This is a genomic window from Hyunsoonleella ulvae, from assembly GCF_016827605.1.
GTDB classification, from domain to species: domain Bacteria; phylum Bacteroidota; class Bacteroidia; order Flavobacteriales; family Flavobacteriaceae; genus Jejuia; species Jejuia ulvae.
The window spans coordinates 15,717-40,245 of the sequence record NZ_JAEPJQ010000006.1; the positions used below are offsets into that span (position 1 = coordinate 15,717).

General features: G+C 34.2%; 21 protein-coding genes and 1 other RNA gene. 14 read left to right on the top strand and 8 right to left on the bottom strand.

Features of this window, described 5'->3' with window-relative positions; translation table 11 throughout:
* The first annotated feature begins 76 nt into the window (after positions 1–76).
* Positions 77–429: RNase P RNA component class A (rnpB, locus tag JS605_RS14270), an RNA gene on the top strand.
* A gap of 72 nt (positions 430–501) precedes the next feature.
* Here the strand turns inward: rnpB and JS605_RS14275 are convergent.
* From JS605_RS14275 to JS605_RS14290, 4 genes are all read right to left on the bottom strand, one after another.
* Positions 502–1,260 (bottom strand): hypothetical protein, encoded by a 759-nt coding sequence (locus JS605_RS14275; protein ID WP_203258405.1) that lies wholly within the window; start codon positions 1,258–1,260, stop codon positions 502–504.
* A 161-nt stretch (positions 1,261–1,421) separates the two neighbouring features.
* A complete protein-coding gene (gene rsmD / locus JS605_RS14280; RefSeq protein ID WP_203258406.1) occupies positions 1,422–1,964 on the bottom strand; it encodes a 16S rRNA (guanine(966)-N(2))-methyltransferase RsmD in 543 nt (180 codons plus the stop codon).
* Positions 1,964–2,785: a DUF3822 family protein gene (locus JS605_RS14285; RefSeq protein WP_203258407.1), complete on the bottom strand. Its 822-nt coding sequence runs from the start codon at positions 2,783–2,785 to the stop codon at positions 1,964–1,966. Before JS605_RS14285 ends, rsmD begins: the two co-directional genes overlap by 1 nt.
* On the bottom strand, positions 2,766–3,503 hold the full coding sequence (locus JS605_RS14290; RefSeq protein ID WP_203258408.1) for a hypothetical protein: 738 nt from the start codon (positions 3,501–3,503) through the stop codon (positions 2,766–2,768). Before JS605_RS14290 ends, JS605_RS14285 begins: the two co-directional genes overlap by 20 nt.
* A 128-nt stretch (positions 3,504–3,631) precedes the next feature.
* Between JS605_RS14290 and JS605_RS14295 the strand changes: the two genes are divergently transcribed.
* From JS605_RS14295 to JS605_RS14320, 6 genes are all read left to right on the top strand, one after another.
* Positions 3,632–5,056, top strand: coding sequence for an ATP-dependent DNA helicase (locus tag JS605_RS14295; protein ID WP_203258409.1), 1,425 nt, complete (start codon positions 3,632–3,634; stop codon positions 5,054–5,056).
* Between the two features lie 18 nt (positions 5,057–5,074).
* The gene (locus JS605_RS14300) at positions 5,075–5,650 is read left to right on the top strand and encodes a DUF4126 domain-containing protein (RefSeq protein WP_203258410.1); all 576 of its coding nucleotides are present in this window, start codon (positions 5,075–5,077) and stop codon (positions 5,648–5,650) included.
* Positions 5,651–5,688: 38 nt separating this feature from the next.
* Positions 5,689–6,417 (top strand): 3-deoxy-manno-octulosonate cytidylyltransferase, encoded by a 729-nt coding sequence (gene kdsB / locus JS605_RS14305; RefSeq protein WP_239000361.1) that lies wholly within the window; start codon positions 5,689–5,691, stop codon positions 6,415–6,417.
* The gene (locus JS605_RS14310) at positions 6,408–7,112 is read left to right on the top strand and encodes an HAD family hydrolase (protein ID WP_203258411.1); all 705 of its coding nucleotides are present in this window, start codon (positions 6,408–6,410) and stop codon (positions 7,110–7,112) included. The genes kdsB and JS605_RS14310 overlap by 10 nt, the downstream gene beginning before the upstream one ends.
* Before the next feature lie 93 nt (positions 7,113–7,205).
* Positions 7,206–8,267: an iron-containing alcohol dehydrogenase family protein gene (locus JS605_RS14315; protein ID WP_239000362.1), complete on the top strand. Its 1,062-nt coding sequence runs from the start codon at positions 7,206–7,208 to the stop codon at positions 8,265–8,267.
* Position 8,268: 1 nt separating this feature from the next.
* Positions 8,269–8,820 (top strand): 1-acyl-sn-glycerol-3-phosphate acyltransferase, encoded by a 552-nt coding sequence (locus JS605_RS14320; RefSeq protein WP_203258413.1) that lies wholly within the window; start codon positions 8,269–8,271, stop codon positions 8,818–8,820.
* Between the two features lie 155 nt (positions 8,821–8,975).
* Here the strand turns inward: JS605_RS14320 and JS605_RS14325 are convergent, their stop codons facing one another.
* The 3 genes from JS605_RS14325 to JS605_RS14335 all read right to left on the bottom strand — a co-directional run bounded on the left by JS605_RS14325 (position 8,976) and on the right by JS605_RS14335 (position 13,402).
* Positions 8,976–11,549, bottom strand: a complete 2,574-nt coding sequence (locus tag JS605_RS14325) for a zinc-dependent metalloprotease (RefSeq protein WP_203258414.1) — start codon at positions 11,547–11,549, stop codon at positions 8,976–8,978.
* Positions 11,550–11,776: 227 nt separating this feature from the next.
* Positions 11,777–12,652, bottom strand: a complete 876-nt coding sequence (locus JS605_RS14330; protein ID WP_239000363.1) for a ThuA domain-containing protein — start codon at positions 12,650–12,652, stop codon at positions 11,777–11,779.
* A gap of 270 nt (positions 12,653–12,922) precedes the next feature.
* Positions 12,923–13,402, bottom strand: coding sequence for a hypothetical protein (locus tag JS605_RS14335; RefSeq protein ID WP_203258416.1), 480 nt, complete (start codon positions 13,400–13,402; stop codon positions 12,923–12,925).
* A 141-nt stretch (positions 13,403–13,543) separates the two neighbouring features.
* Between JS605_RS14335 and JS605_RS14340 the strand changes: the two genes are divergently transcribed.
* Entirely contained in the window at positions 13,544–16,456 is a 2,913-nt protein-coding gene (locus JS605_RS14340) for an FAD-binding and (Fe-S)-binding domain-containing protein (RefSeq protein ID WP_203258417.1), read from the top strand.
* A 117-nt stretch (positions 16,457–16,573) separates the two neighbouring features.
* Here JS605_RS14340 and JS605_RS14345 read toward each other — a convergent pair whose 3' ends face one another.
* Complete coding sequence (locus tag JS605_RS14345) at positions 16,574–17,413, bottom strand: UDP-2,3-diacylglucosamine diphosphatase (protein WP_203258418.1); 840 nt, start codon at positions 17,411–17,413, stop codon at positions 16,574–16,576.
* Positions 17,414–17,608: 195 nt separating this feature from the next.
* On the opposite strand from JS605_RS14345, the gene aroC reads away from it, so the two are divergent.
* The 6 genes from aroC (at position 17,609) to JS605_RS14375 (ending at position 24,520) form a co-directional block, all read left to right on the top strand.
* Entirely contained in the window at positions 17,609–18,670 is a 1,062-nt protein-coding gene (aroC, locus tag JS605_RS14350) for a chorismate synthase (protein WP_203258419.1), read from the top strand.
* Between the two features lie 207 nt (positions 18,671–18,877).
* The gene (locus JS605_RS14355) at positions 18,878–20,203 is read left to right on the top strand and encodes a dicarboxylate/amino acid:cation symporter (RefSeq protein ID WP_203258420.1); all 1,326 of its coding nucleotides are present in this window, start codon (positions 18,878–18,880) and stop codon (positions 20,201–20,203) included.
* Between the two features lie 73 nt (positions 20,204–20,276).
* The gene (gshB, locus tag JS605_RS14360; RefSeq protein ID WP_203258421.1) at positions 20,277–21,314 is read left to right on the top strand and encodes a glutathione synthase; all 1,038 of its coding nucleotides are present in this window, start codon (positions 20,277–20,279) and stop codon (positions 21,312–21,314) included.
* A 64-nt stretch (positions 21,315–21,378) separates the two neighbouring features.
* On the top strand, positions 21,379–22,533 hold the full coding sequence (locus JS605_RS14365; RefSeq protein WP_203258422.1) for a sulfurtransferase: 1,155 nt from the start codon (positions 21,379–21,381) through the stop codon (positions 22,531–22,533).
* Complete coding sequence (locus tag JS605_RS14370; protein ID WP_203258423.1) at positions 22,526–23,356, top strand: N-formylglutamate amidohydrolase; 831 nt, start codon at positions 22,526–22,528, stop codon at positions 23,354–23,356. The genes JS605_RS14365 and JS605_RS14370 overlap by 8 nt, the downstream gene beginning before the upstream one ends.
* Before the next feature lie 3 nt (positions 23,357–23,359).
* On the top strand, positions 23,360–24,520 hold the full coding sequence (locus JS605_RS14375; protein WP_239000364.1) for a flavohemoglobin expression-modulating QEGLA motif protein: 1,161 nt from the start codon (positions 23,360–23,362) through the stop codon (positions 24,518–24,520).
* Positions 24,521–24,529: the final 9 nt, after the last annotated feature.

Sequence of the window (24,529 nt, forward strand, 5' to 3'; positions counted from 1 at the left end):
GAAAGCCTGACCCGATAGGGAAACGCCAAATAATAATTCCGTTAGTTTTTTAAGATAGTAATTGTATTTTTGCTTGCGAGTAAATCGCCTTATCGCTCTTGTGCTGAAACAAGTTCAGTACTTGGGAGGAAAGTCCGAACACCATAGTGCAACGCAGTGGTTAACAGCCACCGGCCGAAAGGTTAGGAAAAGTGCAACAGAAAGTATGTACGGGTAATGCCGTAGTGAAACCAGGTAAACTCTGTGTGGTGCAATGCCATGTATACCAGCGCTTGAAGGCGGCACGTTTGATTGCTGGAGGGTAGGCAGCTAGAGTGTTTTTGGTAACAAAACACCGAGATAAATGATAAGGAATTTTTGTAGTTGTTTTAGGAGATACTGAAACAAGTTCAGGATGAACAGAATTCGGCTTATAGATTTACTTTGTTATAATATAAACCCTTCCAAGATTATATCAAGGAAGGGTTTATCGTTAAAATATTGGTTGGCTATTAAAAAATATTATTCGTCTTTTTTATGTGAATAAGATAAGTCTGGACGCATTTCTCCACTGTATTCCTCCATTTCTGTTGCGTAATCCATAACTTGACTAAAGGCTTCCCATCGCTCTTCAAATGTGCCTAGTGCTTTTTCGTTGTCCTTGCTAGTTTGCGCATAGTCTACTTCATCCTTAGCTGCAACAGATACGAGGTAGTAATTTCCAACTTGTCCAAACCCATTTCTATAAATTCTGTAATATGCTGTGGAATTCTTTGTTTCATACAATGCTTTTACAGCTTTCATGCCATCCCTTATTGCTTTTGCATTTTCTGGTGTGTAATAAATGTAAAACCACTTTCTGTAATTATGTCCTTCTGGGATTTTGCCGTCTTCTGGCATATAGGATAATTCTTTATCGCTTACAACGATATAGGATCCATGTGAGTCGTAGCATTTATCAAATTCTTCAAACATATCGCCAAATTTATCTCCCATAGCTTCTGCCATTTTAGCCATTGGGCGTTCATCCATTTCAGCCATGTTTTCTATAGGCGTTATGTAAAAATATTTAAAATCGTAGGTCATGGCTGCCATCCAGTTAGTTTCAGGTTTATGTTCTAAGCAAGCTTCATGAAATTCTTTAGCAATTTTTTCATATTGCATTACTTTAGAGGGTTTTACGTTATCCTGATGTATTAAAAACGCTTGTTGTGCGAATGATACTGTAATCGCTAAGCATAGCAATAAACATGTTAGTGATAAGGTTCTTTGATGTTTCATAATTAGTTATGGTTTTAAGAGTTAGTATTCAAAACAAACCATAAATAAGATTACTAAAAAATATGTTTTTTTAGAATTTGAGAGAAGTGTCAAATAGAGCTTGGGACTCTAAGGAAGGTTTCTAAAGTACTGAAAAAAAAGCATTTAAATATTAACAATTGTTAATTGTTATTTTCGAAGAAACTAAATACACTACCTCCGTAACTTTTAAGATAGGAGAAATTTAGTAATTGCGAGAGGTTTGTATGTTTGGAATGCTCTATAATTAACATGCCATCATCTAGTAAGATATTGTTTTGAAAAACTAGTTCTGGAATTTTTGCAAATTGTTCGTCTGAGAAGTTGTAAGGTGGATCGGCAAAAACGAGATCTACCTGTTGCTTGGTGTTTTCTAAAAATTTAAAGACATCACTCTTTATAGTGTCAATTGGCATTTCAAATTTTTCAGATGTTTGGTTGATGAATTTTATACAACCAAAATGCTGGTCTACACAAGTTAAGTGTGCAGTGCCTCTAGACGCAAATTCGTAACTTATATTTCCAGTACCCGCAAACAAATCCAACACTGAAATGTCGTCAAAATAATAATGGTTATTTAGGATATTGAATAACGATTCTTTAGCCATATCAGTTGTAGGGCGAACCGGCAAGTGTTTTGGCGCAACAATTTTTCTACTTTTATAAGTTCCTGAAATAATACGCATTAAAAACTATTTACAATAATATGACTTGAATGGGTTGAACCTAAATCTTTAACAGCCTCTTTACCAAGTGTGCCAAAACTTACATTCCTGATGTATTTGTAAGCTATCTTATATAACATGTGCTCTTCTGGGATATTTCCTATTAAGACTGTATCGATACTTTCTGGATCATAATCCAGCTGTTCTAAGATAAATAATATGTAATAGATAAAATCTTCGGCATTATTATATTCAAACGTATTGTAAAGCACTAGTTTCCCATGGTCTACGGCAATTATTTCAAAGTGCTCTTGTTCTATGTGTATATATACTTTTGTTGATGTTGAACCTATCTCTTTCTTTAAAACCTTTTCAATTAAAATTGTAGAAAAATGTTTAAAAGTAAATTCGCCAAACGCTTCATAGATATAGTTATTGATGTTTACATAGGGCACATAAACGTTGATACTTTCATTATTATTTAATATGTCGAAACTTATATAGTCAGACTTTAATATTTTTGAATTAAACTTTAAATAATCTGCCAAGTAATCCTCATTGAATAAAGATTTAGGTACTAAGGTAGATAGATCGTTTTCATGAATTACAAGTATATCATCAAACGTTGTATTTTGAAGGTAGGGTTTGGTTTCAAAAAAATGGATTAAGCGTTCTAATGCTTCAAAAGGGTTTGCCTTTTTGTTAAACCTAATGTGCTCAAAATTGGAAATAGCATTTGTATTAGTATTTAGGATACAAAAAGAAAGTCCACTCAAACTAATTTGAATGGACAGTTTTTGATTGGTAATTGTAGCTAAATCTTTAGTCTTTTTTTGAGCCATAAGTTTTAGGCCAGTTACCTATAGTTTTTACCTCATCCATAGAGCCTACTTTAATTTCATCTCCGTTAACACCTTCAACAGAAAGTACTTGGTTTTCTTGCATTACTAGTTCTCTAGGCTGATCGAATAAAATAACATCTTTTTTTACAGAGGCTTCAAAAACAGGAATATTTATATCGTTTTGTATAAGATATCCAGCCTGTAATTTAAACTTGGCACCTTCTTCTCCAACAGGAACATTCATCATAGTTTTGTAAGAGTCAGAATCTTTAAAAAGAGAATCTTTAACTGATTTAAATCCTAAAGTGTCAATGATAACAATGTCTTTGAAAGTTTCAACACCTCCATAACGTCTGGTTAACTCCTCATCCACAACACTAGAGTCTCTACGTTGGGTAAGGGTAAACTGTGCAGTATCAATAAATTTAACTAAGTTATCCCATTTGCCAGCAAATTTTCCTGTCACGGTTTTATGTGCTAACTGTGCATCTCTTATATCTTCTAAACTACTTATAACCTTAGCATATCGCTTTTCTTTTTCTTGGTTAAAAAGAATGGGGTTGTATATAGACATAAACGTTAAATATCCAAGAGCGAAAATCCCTATCCATAATACAATCATTAAAACAGGTCTTAATTTGTTAGGTATAAATTTGTCAATGAGTTTAACTAAACCTATAGTAACAAGTATAACAACGATAACTCCTATTATCAACATAGTCTTAAATTTATTTAAAGTTTTTTATTGGTCTTTCGCAAATCTACAATTTTTTTTTAATGGTTAAAACTATCTTAATAAAAATCATTTTTATATTTGATTAATTTATAAAACGATTCATTTTTACAATGACTTCAGCTGAATTTTATGGGCTTGTAAAGCACCATTTTCCATTTCAACCTACCTTAAAACAAGACATTGTAATACAACAGCTCTCCCAGTTTATATTTAGTAAATCTGTTAATTCAGCATATTTGCTAAAAGGGTATGCAGGTACCGGAAAAACAACCATAGTTAGCACTATAGTTAATAATTTATGGAAGGCAAAAATGAGTGCGGTATTATTGGCGCCAACAGGGCGTGCTGCAAAGGTAATAGCTAACTACTCTAAAAAAGAAGCATTTACGATTCACAAGAAAATTTATTTTCCTAAGAAGAATTCGGGAGGAGGGGTAAAGTTTGTTTTGCAACCTAACAAGCATAAGAACACTGTTTTTATTGTAGATGAAGCTTCTATGATTCCCGATACACCAGGAGATTCTAAGTTGTTTGAAAACGGTTCGCTTTTAGATGATTTGGTGCAATATGTGTATTCTGGATTTAGGTGTAAATTATTACTAATTGGAGATACAGCGCAACTGCCACCAGTAAAGCTGGATATTAGTCCTGCTCTGGATGAAAATAAATTAGCCTTAAACTACAATAAAGAGGTTACGGTAATGGAGTTGGACGAAGTAGTGCGTCAAGAACAAGATTCTGGTATTTTGGCAAATGCCACACTACTTAGAGAAACTTTACTTAACGAGTTTTTTGATGCTTTTAAGTTTAATCTAGATGGGTTTAAGGATATAGTAAGATTGATTGATGGTTACGAGATTATGGATGCGATTAACGATGCATATAGTTCATTGGGAAATGAGGAGACCGCAATTATCGTTAGAAGTAATAAACGTGCTAACACATACAATCAACAAATTAGAAGCCGGATTTTATTTAACGAAAATGAGTTAACGGCAGGCGATTATCTAATGGTAGTTAAGAACAATTACTTTTGGATTAAGCCAACAACAGAAGCTGGATTTATTGCCAACGGCGATATTATTGAGGTGCTTGAAATTTTTAAGATTATAGAATTATATGGGTTTCGCTTTGCAGAAGTAAAAGTGCGCATGGTAGATTACCCTAGAATGCGACCTTTTGAAACGGTGTTGTTATTGGATACCATACATGCTGAAACACCATCACTGTCCTATGAAGACTCCAATAGGTTATACCAAGAAGTGATGAAAGATTTTGAGAGTGAAACCAGTAATTATAAAAAATTCCTAAAAGTGAAGAATAATAGGCATTTTAATGCGTTGCAGGTTAAGTTTTCGTATGCAGTTACATGCCATAAATCACAAGGTGGGCAGTGGCATACGGTATTTGTAGAACAGCCGTATTTGCCAAATGGTATAGATGTTGATTATATAAGGTGGCTTTATACAGCAGTAACAAGAGCCAAAGAAAAATTGTACCTTATCGGTTTTAAAGACGATTTTTTTGAAACGTAATTTAAGATTCTATTTAACATGACACCAGAAACCATCATTAGTATTTGTTTGGGTATAGGGTTGTCTGCCTCGGTAGGTTTCCGTGTTTTTGTACCACTTTTTGCGTTAAGTTTGGCAGCGTATTTCGATGTTTGGTCACTTAATACATCTTGGGAATGGGTGGGGAGTTTGCCAGCTTTAATTACCTTAGGCGTTGCAACTATAGTTGAGATATTAGCGTATTTTATTCCTTATATTGATAATTTGCTAGACAGTATTGCAGTACCATTAGCAGCTATAGCGGGCACTGCGGTAATGCTTTCCACTGTGGCAGATTTAAGTCCTGTAACTACTTGGGCTTTGGCAATAATAGCAGGTGGCGGTACTGCTGCGGCAGTTGCTGGATCCTCAGGAGCTACAAGATTAGCTTCAACAGCTTCAACAGGTGGTGTGGCTAATCCAGTAGTATCTACTGTAGAAACAGGTACTTCAATAGTTATGTCTGCACTTTCAGTATTTGCACCAATTATTGCTGTTGTTGTCGTTGTAGTTATTCTGTTTATCATTTTTAAAATTTATAAACGAATCACAAAGAAGAAGAGTACTGTTGCATAAATATTTGGTATTTTTGATTTCAAATCCATAGTTAGTCAATGAAAATAATTTCGATGATTCCTGCACGTTACAGTGCTTCCCGCTTTCCAGGGAAACTCATGCAAGATTTAAATGGTAAAACAGTTATTCTTAGAACTTACGAGGCTACAGTAGCAACTAAGTTATTTGATGATGTGATTGTAGTGACCGATAGCACTATTATTTATAATGAAATAGAAAGTCATGGCGGAAAGGTAATGATGAGCAAAAAAGAGCATGAGTGTGGTAGTGATAGAATTGCAGAAGCAGTTAAAGATTTGGATATTGATGTTGTAGTAAACGTACAAGGAGATGAACCATTTACAGATACTGAATCATTACGTAAATTGATAGGTGTTTTTAAAGAGGACACAAACAATGAAGTAGATTTGGCTTCACTAATGGTGCATATCACAGATAAAGATGAGATAAACAATCCTAATACGGTTAAGGTCGTTTTAGACAATTTTAATTTTGCATTGTACTTTTCGCGAAGCCCCATTCCTTACCCTAGGGATGAAGGTATAAATGTAAAATATTATAAGCACAAAGGAGTATATGCATTTAGAAAGCAAGCACTCTTGGATTTTTACAGATTACCTATGTTAACACTTGAGGCTTCCGAAAAACTAGAGCAATTAAGGTATTTAGAGTACGGTAAACGTATTAAAATGGTAGAAACTACAGTTGAAGGTGTGGAGATTGATACGCCTGAAGATTTAGCACGAGCAAAAAAACTATGGAAATAGATTACAGTGGCATAAAGGTAATAGGCTTTGATGCTGATGATACGTTATGGGTAAACGAAACGTATTTCCGTAAAGCAGAGGAAGAATTTGCTAAGTTATTATCAGAGTATGAGACGCCTAATAAGATAGATCAAGAATTGTTTAAAAAAGAAATAGGTAATCTGCCCCTCTATGGTTATGGGGTTAAGGCTTTTACCTTGTCTATGGTAGAATGTGCATTAGAATTATCTAATTACACCATTTCAAATAGAAAGATTGAAAGCATTTTAAATATTGGTAAAAATATGTTGAATGAGCCAGTAGTTTTACTGGACGGTGTTGAGGAAGTTTTAGAAAAATTATCGAAAAAGTACAGATTAATTCTAGCAACCAAAGGAGATTTACTAGATCAAGAACGGAAATTGGAAAAGTCAGGACTCACATCTTATTTCCATCATATTGAAGTGTTGAGTGATAAGAAAGAAGCCAATTACAGCAAACTTTTAAATCATTTAGATGTTAATCCGTTTGAATTTTTAATGATAGGTAATTCTTTAAAATCTGATATTTTGCCTTTAATTAATATTAAGGCAAAGGCTATTCACGTCCCATTTCATACCACATGGGCTCATGAAATGGTTACTGAAAAAGAAACCAATGGCAAACAATATAAGACCATACAGACTCTTAGGGAACTTTTAAGGATAGTACCATAAAGTTTCAGTCAAATTAATTAACTAAAAGTAAAATAATACTATTTTTACATACTGTAAAAGAAAATACACTAGATGAGTTATAAAAACTTTCCAATGGTACCAAGAGTAATTTTTGGTAGAGGTAGTTTCGATCAATTAAGTGAATTGTTAGCTCCAAATCGCTTAAACAATAAAGCCCCATTTATATATTTGGTGGATGATGTTTTTCGTACAGAAATCAATATAACATCCAGAATTCCTATTTCCTACGACGATAAAATTATTTATGTTTCAACAAAGGAAGAACCTAAAACCTCTCAAGTTGATGCCCTTGTAGAGGATATTATTTTAACTTCAAAGGAAAACCCTTCAGGTATCATCGGTATTGGAGGCGGCTCTATTTTAGATTTGGCAAAAGCCGTAGCTATCATGTTAAACAATGAAGGTAGCTCAGAAGATTATCAAGGATGGGATTTGGTTAAAAATAAAGCTGTGTATCACGTAGGTATTCCAACAATCTCTGGTACAGGTGCCGAGGTTTCAAGAACTACAGTTTTAACAGGTCCAAAACGAAAGTTGGGAATAAATTCAGATTTTACACCTTTTGATCAAGTGCTTTTAGATCCTGAACTCGCTAATGGTGTGCCAAAACAACAATGGTTTTACACGGGTATGGATTGTTTTATTCATAGTGTAGAGTCGTTAAATGGAACATATTTAAATGCATTTAGTAAGACTTATGGCGATATGGCCTACCAAATATGTAAAGAAATTTACTTGGATGGGAGCTTATCAAAAAAGGAGGCTCAAGATAAGTTAATGATGGCTTCATGGCATGGAGGAATGAGTATAGCCTACTCTCAAGTAGGTGTAGCACATGCGATGAGTTATGGTCTTTCATACTTATTAGGTACCAAACATGGAGTAGGTAACTGTATAGTATTTAATCATTTAGAGGAGTTTTACCCAGAAGATGTAAAGCTGTTTAGAAGCATGATAGATGCCAACAATATTACATTACCAACAGGCATTTGTAAGGACTTAAGTGATAAAGATTTAGATACTATGATAAACATAGCTTTAAGTTTGGAGCCACTTTGGGAGAATGCTGTAGGGAAAAAATGGAAAAAAACGGTTACTCCCAAGAAGCTTAAAGAACTCTATTTAAAAATGTAATATGAGACAATGGCTAGCTAAATTTATCTATTATAAGTTAATGGGCTGGCAAATTGATGGGCATTACAAAATTCTTCAAAACGATTTAAAAAAAGTAGTAATTATAGCAGCACCCCACACTAGCTGGTACGATTTTTTAATTGGTATCTTGGTGCGTACTATAATAGGGGTAAAAGTTAATTTTCTTGGAAAGAAAGAACTGTTTGTTTTCCCTTTTGGGTATCTCTTCAAGGCTTTGGGAGGACAGCCTGTGAATCGCCAAAAACACCAAAATAAAGTTAAGGTAATTGCAGAATTTTTTAGAGAAAAAGAAGTGTTTAGATTGGCTCTAGCTCCTGAAGGTACCCGCCAAAAAGTAGATAAATGGCGTACAGGATTTTATCACATAGCAAAAGAAGCAAATGTGCCTATTATTATGTTTACGTTAGATTTTAAACATAAGAGGAATACGTTTTCAAAGCCATTTTATACAGGTAATGATATGGAAAAAGATCTAAAACTTATAAGAGGGTTTTACAAAGGTGTCAAAGGTAGAATACCAGAATATTCATAGAAATAATTAAAACTTGGCATAAGTTTTGATTACGATATATTGATGGTTCATGAAACATAAAGTAAACAGTTCCTTGTCACTAAAAAGAAACATTAGCCACACAACTAAAAAAGCTACTTCGTATGAAGTAGCTTTTTTAATTTGAAGTTTTTTTTCTATTTCAATTCTTTTAATCCATTGTCTATAAGGGTTCTCAAGTGCTCTTTATGTGCTCTAGAAGCTATGTTTCCTGATGGGGCAGCCATGGTTTTAATGCGCTTTAAGTTGTAGAGTGCCATAGATTTTGCATTATGGGTATATTGTGAACTTATTTTTCCTGTTAACATATTAAGCAGCATACTAGTATATTCCAGCTGTAAATTTTGCCTAAAGGTATTTACACTGCCATAAATATCAGCTTTAAAAATCGCATTGTTTAAGTCGGTCATCATTGATGCTAATTTATAAGTATTACCATATAATTCAGAATCAGTAATTCTTTGTAAAGTGTTGTAATGGAGTAAATGACTTAAAACTCGTTTTTGCATTCCTAGCACTCGACTATGAATTTTGGGATCTTCTGGTAATCTAAAATTAAATCCTCTACGTTGGCTTGCTAAATAATTATATAAATCGTTAGGGGCATCAAACGCATTGGGAGCAAATACATATTTACTTAATGCATTCATGGCTTTTTGTTGATCTTCAAGACTCACAGGAGTGTAAGGTTGGGTAGCTCTATCTTGTCCTGCCATGGCTCTATCTACATAAACCCCACCAATAAACCTAGAGATAGTATTAGCAGCACTACCTTGCTGACCAGATAAAATATAGTATACACGTTTTAATTCTTCGTAAAAGTTACCTTCTTTAGAAAAATTAGTTTTAGCATCTTTTAAAAGTTGGTCAGACAGTTGTATTCTGTCTATAGCCCAATCTATTTGTTCATTAGACTGGTCTGACACATTTACTCTTGGGTCTATAGCTTTTCCTGGACTACGCATGTCATCTGCATCATTTCCAAAAATATGCTCAGGTTTTGTAGATTCATTCAATAATGCTTGTCTTTCACTTTCTGATTTAAATGGTGTATATCCAAGTTGAATTGCCCATACATCGTAAGGTCCCACAGCTACATCATCGTATTGCCCTTGCTTACTTCTATCCTTTGTAATGTTTAGAGCAGCATAATCCATAACTGAAGCTGTTAAACATTTGCCTTCTATAAAACTAGCATCATTTAACTGCGCTCTTGAGAAAAGCTGGCTCGCTTTCATATTATGGTTTAAACCTAGAGTATGACCAACTTCATGCATAATTAATGCTAACATTGATTCTTTTTTGATGCGCTCCATCTCTAAGTCAGAAGCACCTGTTGCAGCAACCACGGCATTAGCAAACATAAGTTCTTTGTGCATTTCATGCCCAAGACTACAGTATTGAAAATCCTTGTGATATTCTTCCAAACTAGCAGTGTTGTAGATTTTATCGTAAAGTACCCTATTGGTAAAATGAACATATTCCAACATAATATCTGCACCCATTATTTGTCCAGTTCTTGGGTTAACAAAACTGGGGCCATAGCCACCAAATGGCGGACGAGGAGATGATGTCCATCGTAACACATTATACCTAATATCCCCAGCATCCCATTCTGCATCATCAGGTTGTACTTTTACTACTAAGGCATTTTTAAAACCAGCTTTTTCAAACGCCTTATTCCATTGTAATACACCATCTTTAATAGTTTCTCTCCACTCGTGAGGCGTTGTATTTTCAATCCACCATGTAATAGGCTCTACAGGCTCTGATAACTCTTCATCAGGATTTTTTTTCTTTAAGTGCCATCGGTGTATTAAATCTCTATAAGGTGTTGTACTCGTACTAGTTTGATCATCAACCTGTCTTGTAAAATAGCCTACTCTAGGATCGTCAAATCTTATTTCGTAGTCATTGTCAGGCATAGCTATTAAGCTATGGTTTACTTTTATGCTAACGTTTCTGCCATCTGTTACAGCAGTAGATCCACCATTTAAAACAGAAGATTTTGAATATACATACTCTGCTGTAATATTAATATTGTCTGGGTAATTCTTGAGGGAATTTATTTTAGTTTTGTTTTTATCTAAATTACCAAGCGAAAAAGACATTGGGGAGCTGCCTGGAAATCTAGGTCGTTTTATCTGCCCGAATGTTTCTTTTAAAAATAAGTCACTTGCTTTAATAAGATATACCCCTTTTTTCTTATCGTAAGCTTCAATTTTTATACTAGCAATATTAGCATTAGAAATATTAGCATCTTTAGCTTTTGATAAAGGACTGTTTGGGTCAAAATAGAAAGATGTGTTTTGTTTAATAAATTCAATTTTATTAAAATATTTGTCAATTTTTATGATTTGAGTTGGATTGTAAGCGCCTCTAAATCTGCCTGCCTCTAGAACACCATCTGCTATTTGTGCAAAATGAACGTATTCTTTTCCTAAATCCTTTTCAGAAATTAGCATTTGAAGCGCACCCGTAATAGTATCTTGGTATAAAGTAAAAAGTCCCTCTAGTTTTTTACTGGATTTGGTTAATGCAGATATAGTCTTTTTTTTGGATGGTTTTTTTGCTGGAGCTACAACTTCAGTTTTGTTTTTATTTTTTTTGTCTTTTCGTTTGTTTTGAGCATTAGTGTTGAGGGAAATGATCGAAGAGAAAATTAAAAGCATAGCGATTGCTTTTAATTGATATAAAGATTTAGTCTTCATTACAAATTTTTGGAATTAATAATATTTACATTCAATGAATTAGTCGAGCTAAAGTTAAGTATTAAACACTTTAGATTATAATTTAAAATGTTAAATGAAATTAAATGATGTAAAAATGTCTATATGGGGAAGTATTTATTATCAATTGAAGTGAAAAAATATTTTTTTGTTTCAATTTAAAATTTCAATTTTTTTTGATGTTGGGTAATTTTCGGAATAACAATGTTTTATTCATGATGCCATGTTCTGATGCGTGTTGCTTTGACACTTGGGAAATCTTCAGGAATAGGTTGGGTTACTTTTCCGGTTGCTGCCCATTCTGTTCCACGCTGTAATGTAGTTATAAAACCAACACATTCCATAGAGTAGTCCATGTGACCCAATGCAGTATGGAATGTTCTGCCTTTTCCATAATTTATTGCCATGAGTAGCGGTTCGTGCCTGTTGGTCATTTTTTTACTGTATTTAGAGTCTGAATATGCTGTAGCAAGGATTGTCATGTTTTCTGCGGGACCTCTTAAACGTTCGTAAAGTTCGTCTTTATTATGTAGCCATTCCAATGGTAAGCCTTTCATTATGGGGTGCTCTGGAGCTCTGGTTTTAATAATGTAATTATGCTGGGGGCCGTGCGATGCACAAGGGCCTTTAGATGTGTCAGTAATGCATTTGTTTTCATTATCATAATACACGTAGGGTCCGGATTCTATAGTTCTACCACCCCAGCCACCAAGGCCTATCATTTTATTATACTCCTCCCATTGTCCCCAGGCATTATTTGCACTATGAATTACCACTAAACCGCCACCATTGGTCATATAGTTTTCAAAGTTTTGCTTAGTTTTATCTGGCCATTCGGAAGATTTCCATCCCAAATTGTTAATTACAACATCATATTCATCAAAATTTGGGTTAAAATCAGCATCGAATCTAGTGGAGTCTAAAACAGTTCTTTCTATACCATCTTCAAAAGGGTATATGTTTATCAACTCTTGAATGTTATCTGTTTCTTTTACCTCGTTGTGATGCGGTCCTATCCAAAGGTATTTTTTCCGTTTGATGTCCACATCAAAAAGCCCAGTTTCTTCAAGGTAGCTCTTAATCATAAATGTACTTTTGGGCCAAATTCCATGACTATTTTCCCCATCAATGATCAAGGCTTTTAGTTTAGTAGGCTTTTCGGGATTTTTTTGTTGATCTTGTTTGCAACTAAAAGACAGCAATAGAATGAGTATGGGAATAGTGAATCGTAATGATACCATAGATTGTGTTGTGAATTAAGAGATCGTTAAGATAAAACTTATTGAGTAGTAAAACTATTTGTAATTAAAAAAAGCACCAAAAGGTGCTTTTTTTAATATTAGAGGGTGGTAAGATTAGAATTGGTAGCGGATACCTAAAGCGATATCAAAATCTAAATCATCTGTAAAATCGCCAAAACCTAGTGTAGGTCTAAAATCTAGTGATAACAACAACGGTATATCAAAATTATATTCTATACCTATGTCGCCCGCAACAAAAATAGCCGTTTCGTCAACTCCCATTAATCTGTTTTTTCCATCAAAAGCAGCCAATCCTCCACCAGCACCAGCATACCAGTTAAAGTTACCGTCTAGCAACCAAACCCATTGATACAAACCAGTAAGTTGAAAAGCATTATAGTCATTACTATTTCTCCAACCTAAGTCTACTTCAAGTCTGTTTGCTTGCCCTAGGGCACGTTGATAAGATATTTCGGCTCCCAAACCATTACTATCCCCCAAACGTAGCCCGATAGCATTATCAGCTATCTCTTGTGCATTTGATGTGAACGTAAATCCTAATAAGGCAACTACTAATACGAATAATTTTTTCATAAGTTTTTAGTTTTTATTTATTAATAAATATACGACCTAAATGTTAAAATAGATCATGTGTATTTTTCTGGTTAACTTTACAAAAATAACACCAAAATTGTATTTATATTTATCGTTTTCTTAATATTCTCAATATAATCGATGCAACATCAATTAAAATCCTTAGAATCAAAACTATCTGGAGAATTACTTTTTGATGATTTAATAAAAGCACTCTACGCCACGGATGCATCGGTATATCGTATGTTACCTTTAGCGGTGGCTTTTCCCAAGGATGAAAACGATATTATGCAATTGGTTAGATTTGCTAAAGCACATAATACATCATTAATTCCTAGAACAGCGGGAACATCTTTAGCAGGACAATGTGTGGGTAAGGGCATAGTGGTTGATGTATCCAAATATTTTACTAAGATTATTAAAGTTGATGAAGCCCACAAAACCGTAACTGTACAACCTGGAGTAGTCAGGGATAAGCTAAACAATTATTTAAAACCTTATGGTTTGTTTTTTGGGCCTAATACTTCAACCTCTAATCGTTGTATGATTGGGGGGATGGTTGGTAATAATTCTTCTGGAACTACATCCATACAATATGGCGTTACTAGGGATAAAGTTACACGGTTAAAAACCATTTTAAGTGATGGTAGTGAAGTAACTTTCGAGGAAATATCTTCTGAAGACTTTATCGAAAAAACAAAACTAAAGTCGTTAGAAGGAAGGATTTATCATACTTTATATGAGGAGCTAAAACAGGAATCGGTACAAAAAGAAATACAGAAAGAATTTCCAAAACCAGAAATCCATAGGCGAAATACAGGTTATGCCGTAGATGAATTATTAAAATCTGAAGTTTTTGCAGGGGAAGAAAAAACATTCAATATGTGTAAGTTGCTCTCTGGAAGTGAAGGTACATTAGCCATAACAATAGAGATTACATTACAGCTCGATGATTTACCTCCTGAACACAGTATTATGGTGGCTGCCCATTTTAAGACAATTTCAGAATGTTTAGAGGCTGTCGTTCCAGTAATGCAACATAAATTGTACACCTGTGAAATGATGGATAAAACCATTTTAGATTGTACAAAACGCAATAAAACCCAACAAGAGAATAGAAAGATTTTAGTAGGTGATCCAGAAGCGATTTTGATGTGTGAAGTAAAATCGGATGATTTGAATGAAGCCAAAAAACAATCTCAAGAACTGGTTAAAACATTGGAGACCTCTGGTTTAAGTTATGCAAACCCCATATTAATAGGGGATGATATTAATAAAGCCAATAACTTAAGAAGTGCAGGGTTAGGGCTATTAGGAAATATTATTGGAGACGAAAAATCGGCGGCATGTATTGAAGATACAGCTGTTACGTTATCAGATCTAGAAAACTACATTTCTGAGTTTACCAGTTTAATGAAGGGATATAACCAAAAAGCTATTTATTATGCGCATGCCGGAGCTGGGGAATTGCATCTGCGCCCTGTTTTAAATTTAAAGACAAATGAAGGCGTCTCATTATTTAGAAAAATAACTACAGATGTAGCACATTTGGTAAAGAGATATGGTGGATCGTTTAGTGGAGAACATGGTGACGGGATTGTGCGTGCTGAATTCATTCCTTTTTTAATTGGAGAGCAAAATTATCAGCTTTTAAAGCGCATTAAAGATACGTTTGACCCTGATGCTATTTTCAATCCTGGAAAAATAGTAGATGCTTATTCTATGGATACATCTTTACGCTACAGCCCTGATAGAAAAGAGCCAAAAATAGAGACATTTCTAGATTTTTCTGAATCTCAGGGTATTCTACGTGAAGCTGAAAAGTGTAATGGTTCTGGAGACTGTAGAAAATTGCCAGAATTTGGAGGTACCATGTGTCCAAGTTATAGAGCAACTAAAGATGAAAAAGACACCACAAGAGCTAGAGCCAATGCATTACGTGAGTTTTTGACGAATTCTGAAAAAGCAAATAAATTTAATCATAAAGAGTTAAAAGAGGTTTTTGATTTATGTTTAAGTTGTAAAGCATGTGCTAGTGAATGCCCAAGTAGTGTTGATGTTGCGAGTTTAAAGGCTGAGTTTCAATATCAATATCAGAAAGAGAATAGGTTTAAATTTAAAGACAAGGTTTTTGCTAGATCTACATCGTTAAATAAGTGGCTGTCCAAAGGTTCTGGGATTAATAATTTTTTAACTCAAAATGCTTTAACGTCAAAATTAATTAAACAAGCCCTAGGAATTCACAAAGACAGGAGCTTGCCAAAAGTGTCTAGATCTTTTAGTTTCAGAAATGCTGGAAGAGTGACTAATAAAGTAAATAATCCAATAAAAACAGTATACCTCTATATAGATGAATTTATCAATTATTTAGAATCTGAAATAGCTCTGGATTGTATGATGTTATTGGAAGCTTTAAACTATAAAGTTATCCCAGTCCATCATTTAGAATCCGCAAGATCCTACATTTCCAAAGGCTTTTTAGAAGAAGCAAAGGCTATTTCAAAAAAGAATGTGTCTTATTTTGAAAGTAAAATTTCAGAAGAGACACCTCTTATTGGTATAGAGCCTTCAGCTATTTTAACTTTCAAGGATGAATATTTAAAATTAGTAGAAGATAAGACTACCGCTAAAAGGGTAGCCCAACATACCTATTTGGTGGAAGAATTTATTCAACAAGAAATTGATTTAGGAAATATAACATCAGATCAATTCACATTAGAAAGTAAAGACATCAAATTCCATGGGCATTGTCATCAAAAGGCAATGGGCAATCAATTATCTAGTTTTTCAATATTGAATTTACCCAAGAATTATAAAGTTACCATAATTCCAAGTGGATGTTGTGGTATGGCAGGCAGCTTTGGGTACGAAAAAGAGCATTTTAGTGTTAGCATGCAAATTGGGGAGCAAACTTTGTTTCCTGCAGTAAGAAAAGCATCAGAGCATATAATTATTTCAGCTAATGGTACAAGTTGTAGACATCAAATTAAGGATGGCACGGGTAGGGAGGCAAAACATCCTGTAACTATTTTAAGAGAGGCGCTTTTGAAATGAGCAGTGTTCGGTGCTCAGTAGGCACTGGCAGTATTCAGAAAAAATATTTAGTATTTAATGCGTAGGGCTGTGTGTTTAGTCAATGTCGGCTCATAAGCGTAAGAGTTCCTCTTAGGGCTAGGTGGCTTTCTTATCTACAATAGTAATGGCAGCAATTAAATCTTTAATTTCCATCTCTTTTACATCTTCATCAGCAAAGAAAGGAGAGAGTTTATCATTGTTGTAGTTATAGATTTTCCAACGTTTAAATTGGTACTCTAACGCTGTGAAATTTTCTACCCAATCTCCAGAGTTTAAGTACATGGTTTTTCCATGTTTGTTTTCACGAATTTCCATTTTGGGTTGGTGGATATGGCCACAAACTACATAATCATAACCATTATCAATAGCTAAATCTGTAATTACATTTTCGTAATTATTAATAAATTTCACCGCCCCTTTTACGCTGTTTTTTATTTTTTTAGAAAGAGAGTACCGTTCCTTGCCTAGTTTTAGTAAAACCCAATTTGTTAGTCGGTTTAATAGTATCAACACATCATATCCGTAACCTCCTAGTTTTGCGAGTAATTTGGCATTCTGTATAGAAATATCAAATACATCACCATGAAAAAACCATCCCTTTTTGCCATCTAAATCTAAAACCAATTTATCAACAATGGAAATATTACCAATAGTGGTGTTACTAAACTTGCGCAGCATTTCATCATGATTACCTGTAATGTAATAGACTTCAACACCCTCAGCAGAAAAATCCATGATTTTTTTAATCACTTTTAGATGCGATTTAGGAAAATAGCGTTTACTAAATTGCCAAATATCAATGATGTCTCCGTTAAGTATTAATTTCTTAGGATTTATACTATTTAAATAAGTAAGTAGTTGTTTGGCATGACAGCCATAGGTGCCTAAATGCACATCGGAGATTACCGCAACTTCAACTTTACGTTTTGTTTTCAAAGGGAGTTAGGATTACTAAAAATGCAACATTTATTACGCTACAAATAACAAACTCTAGTATTATCTAATGATTATGAATCAATTAACTAATTATCAGCTTTATGTTACCTTAATGTTATGTATTGATGTGTTTTCATTCCATTGAAAATTAGCGTAATTGAAGGCTAAGGCTTATTTTAGCAAAAAATTTTTGAAATGGCTGGAAATTCCTTCGGAAAACTATTTAATGTAACAACTTATGGAGAATCACACGGACCTGCTTTAGGAGGCGTAATTGATGGTTGTCCTCCGGGAGTTGAGCTGGATTTAGATGAGATCCAACATGAAATGAATCGCCGTAAGCCAGGGCAATCTGCAATTGTTACACAACGAAAGGAACCAGACAGTGTAAAATTTTATTCAGGTATTTTTGAAGGAAAAACTACGGGGACACCCATAGGTTTTGTGATAGAAAATACCAATCAGAAATCACACGATTACTCACATATAAAGGATAGCTACAGACCAAGTCATGCAGATTACACATATGATAAAAAATATGGTACTCGTGATTATCGTGGAGGTGGACGTAGTTCTGCACGGGAAACAGCTTGTAGAGTTGTTGCAGGTGCAATAGCAAAACAAATGCTAAAAGGTATAGAGATTTATGCTTATGTATCTAGCGTTGGTACTATGAAGTTAGATAAACCGTACACGGATATCGATTTATCTCAAATAGAATCTAACATTGTACGTTGCCCAGACCAAGAGATGGCGGCTAAAATGGAGCAATACATTAAAGAGGTTCGTGGTAAAGGAGATACTGTTGGTGGTGTGGTAAGTTGTGTGATTAAAAATGTTCCAGTAGGATTAGGAGAACCTGTTTTTGACAAGCTTCATGCCGAATTAGGAAAAGCGATGTTATCCATAAATGCTGTTAAAGGTTTTGAGTATGGAAGTGGGTTTCACGGAAGCACGATGTATGGAAGCGATCATAATGATGCTTTTAATACAGATGGTTCTACAAAAACCAACCATTCGGGAGGTATACAAGGCGGTATAAGTAATGGTATGGATATATATTTTAATGTAGCGTTTAAACCAGTAGCCACCTTAATCCAGAAATATGAAACCATCGATAAAGAAGGTAAAGTAGTGCAAATGCAGGGTAAGGGGCGACATGATCCTTGTGTAGTGCCAAGAGCAGTGCCTATCGTAGAAGCTATGGCTGCATTGGTGTTAGCAGATTTTTATCTCATCAATAAAACCTATAAATAGTTTTATCATTTCTTTTATTAATTATAGTAGGTGTGCAACTTTGGTCACTGTAAATCCCAATGTGGTGTAGTGCTATTGTGTTCTTTCTTTTTAAAATTTTAAATTATTACAATAAAGGGTTTGTTAAGTTGTAAATAATGTGTGGAATTATATATATTGTGATGGATTTTTAGTGATTAATATTTATAAGTTATAATCTGTTATTTTATGAAGAAACTAGCATTACATTGGAAAATTATTATAGGAATGGTTCTTGGAATCATTTTTGGTTTTATAATGAATGGTGTAGATGGCGGAAAAGGTTTTATTACAGATTGGGTATCTCCATTTGGCACTATTTTTATAAACCTTCTTAAACTTATAGCAGTGCCTTTAATTTTAGCTTCTCTTATAAAAGGCATATCAGATTTAAAGGATATTTCAAAAATTAAATCTATGGGCTTGCGTACCATCGTTGTTTATGTTGGTACAACGTTGGTTGCCATTATTATAGGGTTAAGCATTGTAAACATTGTAAAACCCGGAACGGGAATGCCTGAAGATACTATTGAGAAGATAAAACTTAAGTATGCAAATGATGCAGGCGTTACAGATAAATTAACAAAAGCTGCTGCGCAAAAAGATGCAGGACCATTACAAGCTTTAGTGGATATTTTTCCAAGTAATATATTCAAATCCTTTGCAGAAGCTTCAATGCTACAAGTTATTTTCTTTGCACTTTTTTTGGGGATTTGTTTGTTGTTAATTGGAGAGAAAAAAGCAAAACCACTAGTAGACTTTTTTGATACTTTAAATGAAGTCGTCATGAAAATGGTAGACTTAATTATGTTGTTTGCACCTTATGCAGTATTCGCATTATTGGCAAACGTTATTATTGCATTTGATGATACAGAGATTTTAATAAAGCTACTGTTTTATGCATTTTGCGTTTTGGCTGGTCTTATTTTAATGATATGTTTTTACTTATTGTTAGTGGGTACTTTTGTTAAAAAATCACCAATGTGGTTTTTAAAGCAAATAAGTCCTGCTCAACTTTTAGCGTTTTCTACTAGTAGTAGTGCCGCAACTTTACCAGTAACTATGGAACGTGTAGAAGAACATTTAGGGGTTGATAAAGAAGTTTCTGGTTTTGTTTTACCAGTTGGTGCCACAGTAAATATGGATGGTACAAGTTTATATCAAGGGATTGCTGCGGTATTTATCATGCAGGTTATTTGGCCCGAAGGTTTAACATTTACAAACCAGATGGTTATAATTCTCACGGCTTTGCTAGCATCTATAGGAAGTGCTGCTGTGCCAAGTGCTGGAATGGTAATGCTGGTTATCGTTTTAGAGTCCGTTGGATTTCCTTCAGAGTTATTACCTATAGGATTGGCACTAATTTTTGCTGTAGACAGACCTTTAGATATGTGTAGAACTGTTGTAAATGTTACTGGAGATGCTACAGTATCTATGCTAGTGGCAAAATCTTTAGGTAAGCTACATACACCAAAGCCTAAGGAATGGGACGACCATTACGAGGAGGTTAAATAATCAGTACTAGGTTTTATACTCGGCTTTTTTTCGTTATTTTTAAATGAACTAATAACTTTTAAAATAGTAAAGCATGAATATTTGTTTCATTATGTATCCATGGGAAAATATTGATCCTGATAATGATACAACGCTTGCGCTTATTAAGGAATGTGTAAAACGAAATCATGGTGTAGCCATGTGTGTTCCCGCAGATTTAACGATACGTAATAGTGTGACTACTGCAAATTGCTCAGTGATAAGTCGTATGGAGAAAACACCATCTTCTTTAAAATCATTTTATAATAAAGTGAAGATTAGGGAAGAGATGTTGCCGTTAGCTGGCTTTGATGTAATATTTTTTAGGGCGAATCCACCCCTAGACCCTATCATGCTTAATTTTTTGGATTCTGTTAAAGATGATGTTTTTATTATGAATTCATTACAAGGGATGCGTGAAGCAAATAATAAATTATACACAGCAGCTTTTGGAGATGCACATAGCAATATTATTCCTGCCACCCATGTTTCTAAAAGCAAACGTTATTTAATCAAACAGATTAAGGAATCTGCGGCTGACAAGATGATTTTGAAACCACTCAATGGTTTTGGAGGATCTGGGGTTATTCTTATTGAAAAATCGGCGATGAGTAATATTAACTCCTTACTTGATTTTTATATAACCAATAGAGATGGCTCATCGAGTTATGTGATTTTACAAGATTATATAGAAGGGGCAGATGCAGGTGATGTGAGGATTTTAATTTTAAATGGAGAACCAGTAGGAGCTATGAAACGCGTTCCAGGAAGTGATGACCATCGCTCTAATGTTTCTGCAGGGGGGAGTGTGCAAAAACATACGCTAACCAAAGAAGAAAAAGCATTGTGCAAGCAAATAGGACCTAAATTGGTTAATGATGGCCTTTATTTTGTTGGTATAGATGTGATAGGAGGAAAATTAGTAGAGGTAAATGTAATGTCTCCAGGAGGTATTACCTATATAAACAAGGTATACAAGCTGAAAACTAAAATTGAAGAGAAGGTTGTTGACTTTTTGGAAATGAAAGTATTAGATAAACTCCAAGCTTTTGATAGGCGAACGCGATTGCGTAAGGCGGTTCAAGATGCTTAAACAAGCTTAAATAGCAAATTAACTTTTTCAGCGGTTTTTCCAATCAGGTTTTGTAAGATAAAAAATGAATATTACCCTAACCACACCCGTAGTCTCAGTACAATGGCTTCATGATAATTTAGAAGCAGAAAATTTAATAGTACTGGATGGTACTATTGCCAAGACATTTGATGCATTATCATTACAGATTTCAAAAGCACGTTTTTTTAATATCAAGACAAAATTTAGTGATACATCAAATCCGTTCCCAAGTGCTTTTCCTTCAGAGGAACAATTCCAAAATGAGTCTAGAAATTTAGGTATAAATAATAATAGTGCTATTGTAGTTTATGATGATAAAGGTATTTATTCCAGTGCTCGCGTATGGTGGTTATTTAAAGCCTTTGGTTTTAAAAACATAGCAATTTTAAATGGTGGATTTCCAGAGTGGCAAAAATCCAACTTACCTACGCAGTATATGCAGCCCTATGAGGGTAGTTTGGGCAATTTTAAAGCGGAACTTCAGTCAGATTACATGCAATTTTTTGATGATATAGTTACCGCTTCTAAAACACAAAGTCATAAAATAATTGATGCACGTTCCTCAAAGCGATTTAATTGTGAAGTACCAGAGCCTAGAGAAGGGTTGAGACGTGGTACCATTCCAAATTCTGTTAATTTACCATTCACAAATTTATTAGAAGATGGTAAATTAAAGTCAAAAAAAGAGATAGAAAAGGCATTGTACATGGTCGCAGAAAAAGACGATGCTATTATTTTTTCTTGTGGCTCTGGTATTACAGCTTGTGTATTAGCTTTGGGTGCTGAAATGTCAGGATATAAAAATATTTCGGTATATGACGGTTCTTGGACGGAATATGGGGCTTTAACTTCTGGTAACATGGAACAACCAGAAACATGGACGAAAGATGAGTTGCTGGCTTATGTATTGATTTATGTTTCGCATTCTGATTTAAACGATACTTGGAAAGAGAAAGAATATATTTTGAGCAGAGTTGAAAAGGATGTTTACCATCGTGTTTACGAGCAATTTGAAAAAGATAACGATTATAAGAGCATTCAAAATATTATAAAAGCAGTTAGAGCACACGATTATTACAGAAATGATTTTGCAGATCTATTTGCGGATATCAAACTAATGGCTTTTGCGGATGGGAAGTATGATGACATGGAAAAAGCGGTGTATTCTAACTTGAAAAGGATTTTAAAAGATGCTTAGGTTATCAGTTTCAGAAATATTATCAAAAATTAAGTTAGGAGACACTTTTGAAGCTGTAGCTTCCGATTATTCGTTTACCATAAAAATTGATGGGTATGTGCCTTATGCTTGTGCTGCAATTCATGATGGGCATCAATTTAGAAAAGAACTCTGGGACAATTGTATTCATACAGAATATGAACGTTGGTATGAAGAGGATCCTGAAACGAAAACCATGATACAGTCTCATCCTATTGTTATTGCGGGTTGTGATTCTCGTTTTGAATATGATTTAAATCGTACACCAGAAGCTGCAGTTTTTGAAACTGCTTGGGGTAAGAAATTATGGCGAGCATCTCTTTCTGAAGCCATGAAGACTAAAAGTTTAAGGAAACATGCAAACTTCTATAAGGTGACGCATGCTTTAATAGAAACTCTAGAGAGAAAATTTGGATTTTGCACGGTTTACGATATACATAGTTACAACTGGAAACGTTGGGATAGAGAAGTACCAACTTGGAATTTAGGTACCAGTAATGTGGATAATGAACGGTTTGGAAGCGTTATAGAGGATTGGAGGCATAGTTTATCAGAAATTGAGTTTCCTCATGGCATAAAATCTACTTCAAAAATTAATGATACTTTTCAAGGCAACGGATATTTCTTGAAATATATTACCAAAAACTTTAAAAACACGTTAGTTTTGGCAACCGAAATAGCTAAGGTGTATTGCGATGAATATGAGCAAGTTATTTTTCCTGAAGTAGTTAAAACTGTAGAAGAAGAATTGAGAACCCGAATTCCAAAACATGCGCAATATGTTTATAATGCTTTTAAAGCGTAAATTATGATGGTGGATAATAGCACAAGTCAAAAAGTATTATTAGAAATTGATAAGAATATCGATATGTTGGTAAAGCAAATCGAATTGTTAAGCTACGTAAACCCCATAAATATTGAAGAAGAAAAAGAACGTTTTTTTGCCTCTAAGTATTTAACAGATCCTATTTTTCAATATCCAAATATCAATTTCGATAAGTTTAAACTGCATCGTGAGCTATTTACACAACCATTAGAGCAAATTACAGATAAGGATATTCGTAATCTTTATGAAGATATTATTTATGCCTACTCAGGCTTAATTCAGTGTATTGAAAACATTGGTAACGGCAAGCATTTTTATTTTAATAGTTTGCATTGTTTTGGTACACCAACAGAGAATGACGTAGAGAATGCTAAATTCATTTTACATTTTGAAGATGAAAACAGGGGCGAAGACCGTTTTTTACCAAAGTATTCCGCTAAAGATTCAGAAGTCTTTTTTAAAGCGTTTTCAAAGAAATACGATTTCAGTTACACTATAGAGTTCTCAAATAAAATTTCAGCCATTGCCATGGTGTTGAATAATGTTAAAACCTTAGTTTTAAATACCAACCACACCTATTCAGATAATGAGATTGCTGTATTAACCAATCATGAAATTGGAGTGCATATGGTAACGACTATGAATGGATTGTTACACCCTCTAAAAATATTTTCCCACGGTTTTCCAAATAACGAAGAAACCCAAGAAGGATTAGCAGTATTTTCAGAATATATGAGCAATAATTTAACGGTTACAAGGCTTAAAGAATTAGCGTATCGTGTTATTGCTGTGGATAGTTTAGCAAAAGGTTATCCTTTCTCTAGGACATTTAGATTATTACATAACAATTACGATTTAGAGAGGGAAAGCGCATTTTACATAACGCTTAGAGCACATCGTGGTGGAGGGTTTACCAAAGATTATTTATACCTATCTGGACTCAAAAAGATTTACGATTACTACCATTCGGGAAAGGATTTAAGCCTTTTACTTACTGGAAAAGTGTCGTTAGAATATGTGGAAGAAATTCAATCGTTAATCAAAAAAGGCTATGCTGTTACCCCAAAGCATATTACGGATGCTTATGCAGAAAATAAGAATACTAACAAAAAGGTGGATTTTATTCTAAGAAGCTTAAAGTAACTCTGTACA

Coding starts and splice junctions, on each gene's coding strand:
- JS605_RS14320 (WP_203258413.1), top strand. CDS start 8,269: ATGAGACAATGGCTAGCTAAATTTATCTATTATAAGTTAATGGGCTGG.
- JS605_RS14295 (WP_203258409.1), top strand. CDS start 3,632: ATGACTTCAGCTGAATTTTATGGGCTTGTAAAGCACCATTTTCCATTT.
- JS605_RS14365 (WP_203258422.1), top strand. CDS start 21,379: ATGAATATTACCCTAACCACACCCGTAGTCTCAGTACAATGGCTTCAT.
- JS605_RS14335 (WP_203258416.1), bottom strand. CDS start 13,402: ATGAAAAAATTATTCGTATTAGTAGTTGCCTTATTAGGATTTACGTTC.
- JS605_RS14375 (WP_239000364.1), top strand. CDS start 23,360: ATGATGGTGGATAATAGCACAAGTCAAAAAGTATTATTAGAAATTGAT.
- JS605_RS14300 (WP_203258410.1), top strand. CDS start 5,075: ATGACACCAGAAACCATCATTAGTATTTGTTTGGGTATAGGGTTGTCT.
- JS605_RS14325 (WP_203258414.1), bottom strand. CDS start 11,549: ATGAAGACTAAATCTTTATATCAATTAAAAGCAATCGCTATGCTTTTA.
- JS605_RS14330 (WP_239000363.1), bottom strand. CDS start 12,652: ATGATTAAGAGCTACCTTGAAGAAACTGGGCTTTTTGATGTGGACATC.
- JS605_RS14355 (WP_203258420.1), top strand. CDS start 18,878: ATGAAGAAACTAGCATTACATTGGAAAATTATTATAGGAATGGTTCTT.
- JS605_RS14315 (WP_239000362.1), top strand. CDS start 7,206: ATGGTACCAAGAGTAATTTTTGGTAGAGGTAGTTTCGATCAATTAAGT.
- gshB (WP_203258421.1), top strand. CDS start 20,277: ATGAATATTTGTTTCATTATGTATCCATGGGAAAATATTGATCCTGAT.
- JS605_RS14290 (WP_203258408.1), bottom strand. CDS start 3,503: ATGTTGATAATAGGAGTTATCGTTGTTATACTTGTTACTATAGGTTTA.
- JS605_RS14310 (WP_203258411.1), top strand. CDS start 6,408: ATGGAAATAGATTACAGTGGCATAAAGGTAATAGGCTTTGATGCTGAT.
- JS605_RS14370 (WP_203258423.1), top strand. CDS start 22,526: ATGCTTAGGTTATCAGTTTCAGAAATATTATCAAAAATTAAGTTAGGA.
- rsmD (WP_203258406.1), bottom strand. CDS start 1,964: ATGCGTATTATTTCAGGAACTTATAAAAGTAGAAAAATTGTTGCGCCA.
- JS605_RS14285 (WP_203258407.1), bottom strand. CDS start 2,785: ATGGCTCAAAAAAAGACTAAAGATTTAGCTACAATTACCAATCAAAAA.
- JS605_RS14340 (WP_203258417.1), top strand. CDS start 13,544: ATGCAACATCAATTAAAATCCTTAGAATCAAAACTATCTGGAGAATTA.
- kdsB (WP_239000361.1), top strand. CDS start 5,689: ATGAAAATAATTTCGATGATTCCTGCACGTTACAGTGCTTCCCGCTTT.
- aroC (WP_203258419.1), top strand. CDS start 17,609: ATGGCTGGAAATTCCTTCGGAAAACTATTTAATGTAACAACTTATGGA.
- JS605_RS14275 (WP_203258405.1), bottom strand. CDS start 1,260: ATGAAACATCAAAGAACCTTATCACTAACATGTTTATTGCTATGCTTA.